Origin of the sequence: Bradyrhizobium sp. AS23.2, assembly GCF_001908185.1 — a bacterium.
Lineage (GTDB): Bacteria > Pseudomonadota > Alphaproteobacteria > Rhizobiales > Xanthobacteraceae > Bradyrhizobium.
Map to the genome: position 1 here is coordinate 35,451 of NZ_LGHM01000040.1, position 8,357 is coordinate 43,807.

The 8,357-nt window shown below is 56.3% G+C and carries 6 protein-coding genes; 1 reads left to right on the forward strand and 5 read right to left on the reverse strand.

All coding sequences use genetic code 11. The features are described 5' to 3' along the window. Positions 1–80 precede the first annotated feature (80 nt). Entirely contained in the window at positions 81–569 is a 489-nt protein-coding gene (locus AC630_RS48255; protein ID WP_074118096.1) for a CoA transferase, read from the forward strand. Here AC630_RS48255 and AC630_RS08925 read toward each other — a convergent pair. The 5 genes from AC630_RS08925 to AC630_RS08945 all read right to left on the reverse strand — a co-directional run bounded on the left by AC630_RS08925 (position 547) and on the right by AC630_RS08945 (position 7,431). Further along, positions 547–2,046, reverse strand: coding sequence for a sugar ABC transporter ATP-binding protein (locus tag AC630_RS08925; RefSeq protein WP_074118097.1), 1,500 nt, complete (start codon positions 2,044–2,046; stop codon positions 547–549). The two genes, AC630_RS48255 and AC630_RS08925, sit on opposite strands and share 23 nt — an antisense overlap. Beyond that, a complete protein-coding gene (locus AC630_RS08930) occupies positions 2,043–3,143 on the reverse strand; it encodes an NHL repeat-containing protein (protein WP_074118098.1) in 1,101 nt (366 codons plus the stop codon). The genes AC630_RS08925 and AC630_RS08930 overlap by 4 nt, the downstream gene beginning before the upstream one ends. Next, positions 3,143–5,266 carry an ABC transporter permease gene (locus AC630_RS08935; protein WP_074118099.1) on the reverse strand — a complete coding sequence of 708 codons (2,124 nt, stop codon included), beginning with the start codon at positions 5,264–5,266 and terminating at the stop codon, positions 3,143–3,145. The genes AC630_RS08930 and AC630_RS08935 overlap by 1 nt, the downstream gene beginning before the upstream one ends. 132 nt (positions 5,267–5,398) lie before the next feature. Continuing rightward, positions 5,399–6,433, reverse strand: a complete 1,035-nt coding sequence (locus AC630_RS08940) for a sugar ABC transporter substrate-binding protein (RefSeq protein ID WP_083636163.1) — start codon at positions 6,431–6,433, stop codon at positions 5,399–5,401. A gap of 14 nt (positions 6,434–6,447) precedes the next feature. Next, positions 6,448–7,431: an ABC transporter permease gene (locus tag AC630_RS08945; protein WP_074118100.1), complete on the reverse strand. Its 984-nt coding sequence runs from the start codon at positions 7,429–7,431 to the stop codon at positions 6,448–6,450. Positions 7,432–8,357: the final 926 nt, after the last annotated feature.

An 8,357-nucleotide genomic window follows, 5' to 3' on the forward strand; every position in this document is an offset into this window, starting at 1 on the left:
GTTTGGTGATTGCGATCCTAGACTACCCCAAGCGTATCAAACCCCGCTAAGGGAAGAACTCGGCCTCCAATAGCTCCGGGATGATCCACGCTTCTCTCTTAACGAGAAGCGCGTTGCCGGGCCGTGCGGAGATCAATTCCATTCTTGAAGCGACGATGCGCAGTCAGAGGAAGGACCACTGGATAGCGAGATTGAATAGGGCTGGTGTGCCTTGCGGACCACTTCACGATATGGATCAAGCCTTTGCCGATCCACAGGTCGCGAGCCAAACTGCCGTCCTGATGGTATCCCTCGAGAGCGAGCAAATCAAAATCATTGCATCTCCGTTCCGCTTCGAGGGCAAGCAATTCGATCTACGCCTCACCTCCGCCGGCGACTGGGAGAGCACACGGCCGAGATACTGCGCGATTGCGGATACGATAATGCCGAGATCGATCAATTCGAAGCGCTCGGCGTCAGATAACTCTTTTCACCGAGGCCGCGCAGGATCGCAAAAGACTACATCGTCGTTTCCAGTAGATCCGAGCTGGAATGGTCCGCACACAGTCAGTGAACTGCCGCGTACATAATTTTGGCTTCCGTCGCCTGCTTCGGTGAAAACTCTTCGACAATTCTGCCCAATCGCGACACCAGTATCCGATCGGACAGGTTCAGTATCTCCGGTAGATAGGATGAGATAACCATCACAGCGAGGCCGTCATCCGCAAGCTCGTTGATTACTTGGTGGATCTCGGCGATGGCACCGACATCGACGCCTCGTGTGGGTTCGTCGAAAATTATAAGCCTTGGCCGCTGTACCAGCGAGCTTGCGATGACGACCTTCTGCTGATTACCGCCCGACAATTCGATCACGCGCGCGTTTCCGTCAGTCGCGCGGATGCTCAATCCTCGTATCCACTGGTCAGCAAGAGCCTTCATCTGGCTGACGCCGACAATGACACTCTTGTCGATATTCGCGCCGAGAACGCCCATGAATATGTTTTCGGCGATCGTCTGCGTCTCGAAGAAGCCCTCGACTTTGCGATCCTCGGTCACGTAGACGATGCCGTCGCGAACCGCTAGTCGCGGAACCCTGTACCGGACCGGAGATCCCTCGAACCATACCTCTCCGCCGTAGAAGTAATTGCGTTTGTAAATGCCGGCGATGATCTTCGCTGTTTCAGTCCTGCCAGAGCCGATGAGGCCGAATACGCCGGTGATCTGTCCCCGGTAGACTGAAAAGCTGTTGTTGCGAACCATCGCCCCCATGGAGAGATTCTGCACGCTCAGTATCTTTGCGCCCGCCTTGCGGATCTTCCGCTCTTTCCTGCTATAGAGTTCACCCGAAAGCTGCCGTCCGACCATGGCTTGGATGATCGATTCGCGGTTGAATTTGGATGTTCTATCAGTTGCGACAAGCTCACCATCACGCAGGATCGTGATGCGATCGGCGACGGCGAGCGCTTCTTCTAGCGCATGGCTGATGAATATGATGGATACGTTGCGCCTCTTGAGGCGTTGTATTAATCCAAAGAAGTGATGCTTCTCTTCTGGGGTCAACGATGCCGTCGGCTCATCGAAGATGATCACCTTAGCCTCGTGCCGGACGGCTCGTGCAATCTCGACCATCTGGCGCTTCGCCGCCCCCAGACTTGAAACCGTAGCCCACGGATCAACATTGAAGTTTAGCGATTGCAGAAACTGCTGAGCCGCAATGTACAATCCCCGCAACCGGTTAAAGAGTTTCTCATCGCCAAGGTAAAGGTTCTGGGCAACGCTCATCGACGGCACCAGGCTTGTCTCCTGGAAAACCATGGCCACGCCGTTAGCAAGGGCTGCCGCAGGCGAGGAAAATGACACCTCGCGACCGCCCATGAGCATCTTGCCCGAGGTTCGCTCAGTGACGCCCGCCATGATCTTCGTCAGCGTCGATTTACCTGCCCCGTTTTCGCCCAGCAGCGCATGAACCTCGCCTTTCATCAACGTGAAATCCACGCGCTTGAGCACCGGCACACCACGGTACTCCTTTGTCACCTGCAGCATCTGGATGAGGGAGTCCACCGTCATTCGTCCTCGTCCTTCAATAGGTTCAAATCGGCGCAAGCGATGACCCCTCCTCCCTTGCTTGTAAACGCCAGCTTTCCGCCGATTTCCAAGCAACTCGTGACGCCGTGGCGCTTTCCGTCGGCGCGGCTGTGCAGGCTTGCGACAGGAGTGCCAGACGCATCCAGCTTGACAAGGAGGCCATAGGATCGGGTCGGCGCCCACGGCTTCCTGATGCCGAGATGTTTTACGGTGCCACCCTGGATAGGCTCAAGAAAGCTCCCGCCACTGCTCAACGCAGGAGCCATCCAATAATCGGAATGGACTTCCCGGAGCATCCGCTCACGGTAGTCTCGCTCACGCAGCACGAATTCCACCATCTGACGGCGCGGGGCAAACACTGAGACCCAACTTCCGCCATCGGTCGCTGGTGCTATCCGCGAGGGATAACCCGGAAGATCTGCCAGGACCGGGCGGGGCCGCTCGCCAGGTCGAAACTGGATGATGCGATGGCTCCACGACTCCGAGACCCGAAGGGCTCCCGAGCCGACGAGCTGTACACCATAGGGAAACCCAAGACCGTGAACGAGACAGGTACTCTCACCTCCGACGAGATCGATCCTCCAGACCGAGCCCGAGCGGCCCTGCTCCATCAGATCGCGCTTCCACTCCCCAGGAGAGAGGCGATCAGAACCTATGCAGACGATCAGCGAATTGTCGCCATCAAAGACGAGAGCCGTTGGACACGCCAGCGGACGCCCACTTAGTCGCGATATGGTCGTTCCTTCGTGCTTACTGCCCCGCAGAAGGATGCCGGCTGTCGTACCAATGGCAAGTATTCCTGACGGATGAGACGCAAGGCAGCTCACGTCGTTGGGCATTTCATATCGGGGCGGCGTTTCTGCTGAGGCTTCCATGTTCATCTGGAAGATCTTGTTGCCGCTCGAATAGAGCAACCCTCCCTGATATTCCGTAAGATTGTCCGGTTGCTGGACAACCTGAACTTCGATCGCTTGGTCGAGCAAATCGTTTGGCCGGAGAGCGCCGTCCATCGAGGGAATAGTGATGGAGGCATCACCCCGTCCCCAAAAGGAATCGAGCATGTTGCGAATCGCGTTCATCACTTTCGCTTGTCCCAATATAGATGACGATCATTGAAACTCGGATCCGCGCCGGGAATTCTGTAGCGACCGATCCTATTATTGTAGACTCCGGCCAAATAGAGATACCCTTTGTGCTCGCGCATCGACGTGATCATGGGATATTTGTCACCGCTGGCGTCCCAAAGAGATTCCAGCACGTTGCCGTTTGCGTCGAACTTGACTACGCCGCCGGTATTGATGTTTGGGTAGATCCACTCCTCGAATGCCACGCGCTGCGCCATGCGGCGACGGAACCCAGGCATCTTCATCGCGAGATCCAGCGCGGGAGTACGCATGCCAAGCATCGCAACCCAAAAATTGCCGTCTGAGGAGCGCCTAATGTTGTCGGGATATCCGGGCATGTCCGGAATCACGCACTCAACTTTTCCTTTGTGCGGCCCGTCGAACCAATAGCGATTGATCCGCGCCGCCCATGTCTCTGCGAACAGCAGGGATTCGTTGTCGCCGATCATGCAAATTCCGTTCGGAAACATCCGCTTGGGCAAGACCGTACGCGACGCGTTCGTTCGCGGGTCCCAGCAAATGATGCGGCCGTTGCCCCGCGCTTCCAGCGAGTCCGTCGCCCAATCGAAGATGTCGTAACGAATCGTGGCTTCGCTGAAGAACACGCGCCCATCCGGCGCGAAATCCATGTCGTCTGCAAACCGCATACGGCTGTCGTCGACGATCGAAAGCAACGTTCTATTTGTTTCGTCAGACAGCCGGATGATCTCACGATCGCGGGTAATCTTGTACAAACCCATTCCGCTTACGCAGGCGAACAGGGACCCATCCCCGTCGAAATGCAGGCCCAATGGTTGCCCGCCGATATGCGCGAATACTTCTACGCTAGCATAGTCGGGAGCCTCGAATCGCAGGATGTCACCGTGTCGGCTACCCGTGTAGAGATTGTCATCGGCGTCAAACGCAATGTCTTCCGCGCCATCGACCTGGTCTAGACCGATTGGTTCTGCATCTTGGAGCTTGTTATTGACTGCATAAGGTGTTCCCGAGTCGGGGGCGGTCGAGAGCAGTGGCGGCGGTTCGAAGTAAGCTGGAGACACATAGACTCGCGAGAGCAGCTTATGGCGGTTCTTGAGCCAGCGGACGTCGGTCGCGACGGCCAGGAGCAAGATCAAGCCTATGGCCAAGGGATTGGCGCCACTTGGCAGCGTGAAACGGAGCAGCGAGTTGGTAAAGAGCGCAACGATGAATGCGCCCAACGCTGCTTTGGGGATCGAGCCACGGCCACCGCCGAGGCTGTTCCCTCCAAGAACCGCGGCGGTGAGTGCAACCACTTCCAAGCCGACCCCAGCCTCGGTGCCGGCGTTATTGAGCCGTGCGGCGTAAAGAACTCCGGCAATCCCGGTAAGCAAAGCAGAGACGATATAGGATAGACACACCGTCCGCCGAACATTGATACCGGCATTGTGCGCCGAACGCCGAGAACCACCGACGGCCCTGATATGCCAACCAAGCCGCATACGAGTAAGAAAGACGTGGAGAACAACGGCGGCCACGATCGCAGCCAGATAGTTGAATGGAAAGCCGAACACCGTTCCAAACGATAGAAAATCCCAAAACTCGGAGTCCGGCGATGATTCAACTACCTTGGATCCATAGTGAAAGAGCAGATAGTCGACCAGCGCACGGACAATGATCAGCGTGGCCAGTGTCGTCAGGAAGGCGCGCAATCGCAGATAGCCTACGAGGACGCCGTTCACCAATCCACAGAGACCGCAGATAGCGATCACAATAGGAAGCGCGAGATATGGCGGCCAGGCGAGATAGTTGACGCAGGCAAGAGTGAGGAAGTTCGCTAACGCAAAGACTGAGCCGACGCTGAGATCGATGCCACCGGCCATAATGACAATCGCCATTCCCATAGTCACGAAAGTCAACTCGCCCATCTGACGGAGCAGTTCGACGATCCCACCTAACGACAGGAAGTGCGGAAGCAGGAGCGAAAAGGCAATGATGGATGCGATGAACATGACGACGGGAATTGCCGTGTCTATCCATTCTTTTGTGAGGATCTCGCCCACAACATGATCGGGAATAAAGCGAGATCGCCACTTCGCAATGGTATCGGAGCTGTTCATTCTCACGCTTGGAGGCTCTTATGTTCGGAGAGGCGATTGCTGGAGCAAAGATGCCGCTAGAGCGCCTAAGGAAGGACGGCTTGGCCGTCCTTCCGAAGCAAACTTGCGACAAGCCGTTAAGGCGGGCTGGCACTATTTCCAGGGCGTCTGCTTGAGCTGTTCGAGGCTCCAGCACTGATCGGGCGAAAAAGTTGCCTTGGTCAGTTCCCGTCCAGGTACATAGTTCGCATAGGGATACGCTCCGGCCTTGGTGTTCTGCTGCAGGGCCACAGCAACCGCAGCGCCAAGCTCGCGAGTGACCAGGGGGATATTGTAGGCGACATAGTTGTCGAAGCTACCGTCGGTAACCTTGTCACAGGTGGACTTCTCGCCGGCACCCGAGCTCGTCACGAAAACTTTGCCCTTCAGCCCCGCCTCGGCGACGGCCGCGGCCATGCCTGCGTCCTGGCCGTCCCAGAAGCCCATATAACCGCAGAGATCCGGCGTCTGCTTGAGCACAGTGGCGACCACGCCATGCGCCTTGCTGGCATCCCAATCGGCCGACGCTTTCGATACCGCCGTTATTTCCGGGTGCTCTGCAAGGACGTCCTCAACGGCCTTCATTCCCACGAAGTTGGTCGGGTTGTTAGGAGTACCTTGAAGGATGGCGATCTTGCCGCTCTTGCCGGCTTTGGGGCTACAGAGGCTGACCAGCTTGGAGATGTTCTTATGTGCAATCTGGTACCAGTCGACGCCGACGTAGGCGTCAGTATTTACCGTCGACTTAACCTGCACTTGGATGGTCTTCACGCCTTCCTTGATGGCTCTCTTGAACAGAGACGCGTAGGCCTGCATGTCAAGATTTTGAACGACGAGGACATCCGGCTTCTCGGAAATCGCCTGGCTGATTGCCTGCGCTCCCTGATCATTGTTCCAGTTGTAGTCCCGAACTGAGAGCTCATAACCTAGATCTTGGGCTTGTCGGGTAAGTCCGGCGGCAAGACCTTGCGCGATGTCCATGCCCGAGGAAATGACGATGAGCACGACCTTCTTCCCCTTGACCGTTTCTTGAAACTTCACGGTCAGACCGTCATCATATTCCGCCGCTCGAGCTCCCGCCCCCGCAAGACCACCTACGGACGCAAGAATTGCCGCAATCGTCGCAACCCTCTTTATCATAGTGCTCATACTTATTCCCTTCCTTAGATGTCGCCTTGTTGTGACGTCTGTTCATCGCGGGGGTTCACAAACGAATCCACGATTATTGCGACCAAAAGGATCAGCCCCTTGATGAGGTTTTGAAGGATGTACGGAACGTCCATGATCGTCATCCCGTTCAAGAGGATTCCGATCAGCAAAGTCCCGACTAGAACGTTCCGAACCCCACCGCGGCCGCCACTCAACCCAACACCGCCAAGAACGACCACGAGAATGACGTCATAAACCATCGTGGAATTGACCTGACGCGTGTTCATGCTTCCGATCAGCATCGCCATGATCAATCCCGCAGCGAACCCCGTAAGAGACGACGCGACGTATTGCAGTACGATCATCGGCCTGACAGGTATCCCTACGATACGAGCTCGAAAGGGGTTGTCTCCCATCGAGAGCAGAAATCGCCCAGGCTTTGTGAAGCGAAAGAAGGCGGCGACGAGCGCAGCGAAACTCAAAAAGAAGACCACATTGTTGGGCACGCCCAGTGTGACGGCATTGCCCGCCACTCTGGTCCAGCTCGCACTGGGGGGGACGTAAACGAGATCTTCGCCAACGAGGACCATTCGACTGAAGCCATAAATCACGCTTGCCATAGCAAGCGTGGCAAAAATGGCGGGAATCTCGACGTAAGCGATGAGGACGCCAAGAACGATACCGATCACTGCGGAGAGGCAAAAGCCCGCAGCGGCTGCAGTCAGAGGTGGTGTGCCATGCCCCGCCAGACTCAGGACCCAGGCGGTCATCATCGTCATGGTCGTAACAATCGCCAGATCGATACCGCGACCAATGATCGCGATGGCCATTCCGAGTCCAAGTATGCCGAGGATCGAGACGTTCTGTACCAGAGCCAACAGATTGCCAGGCGCGAAAAAGCCCTTCAACGTGACTGAGAAGGCAACGAACAACAGGACGGACAGTGCAAGGACGATCTGCTCCTGCGTAACCTGAGTTGAGCCCGTCCGCGGCCCCATTTGCGCTCTCCCGATTTCATGTTTCTTGCGAACGCTTTCGTTCGTCGCAACGTGTCGCAAACAAGGTCGGACTACGGCCGTCTCTTCCGCCGTTGATCTTCCCCACAAGGTCTGCAGCTAGCACCAGTCGCTTTAGATCAGAAGCATCATGTTCTAGGTGAAACGGGAAGACGTATTTTGTTATAGGGCCATCTCCTTTCGCGAAGGGATTCGTTCCGACGTGACAGGCATTCAAAGCCTGACGACCGTCGGGCACGTTTCGCGTCTGCGAGCCATTCCGCGCTCGATTCCTATGTTCCTGAGCTAAATACGAACCGCGCCCCCTCTTTCCCAAACGAGAACGCCTCAAGGTGGACTTCAGCCGCCTAGAACGCGCAAGTTCGCCAGCATCCATTTGCCTGCAGGCTACATCAAGACGCTGTTCAATCCGAACTACACTTGGCAATTCAAAATGGAGCCATCCCAATTGATTCAGGGCCGAAGCATCACTACCACGCAAGGTGGCACGCTCGGCGGATCTAGTTCGATCAACGGCCTAGCTTATAACCAGTGACAGGTCGCCGACTACAACAAATGGGCTCAGCTAGGAAATCGCGGATGGGGTTTGCCGATCCGCTGCATTATTTTCGCCTCACGGAAAAGCGAATCGGAGAGGCCGACCGCGTTTTTCGCGGGCGCGATGGATCCCTTCCGTAAATCTTGGCGTTCGCCGAAGACTACGACATGATCAATGCATTCCCTTCGGATTGAACCGATCAACCGTTCTGCGTAGCCGTTTTGCCAGGGTGAGCGGAAAGACGTCGGGCGTCTCGAATGCCGATCGACCGCACCCGGCGGACAAAAATCTCGCCATAAGCTCGATCGCGGTCCCTGATTAAGTAACGAGGGATTTGCTCCCAGCCACAGGCTTCAGTGAGCTGATTGGC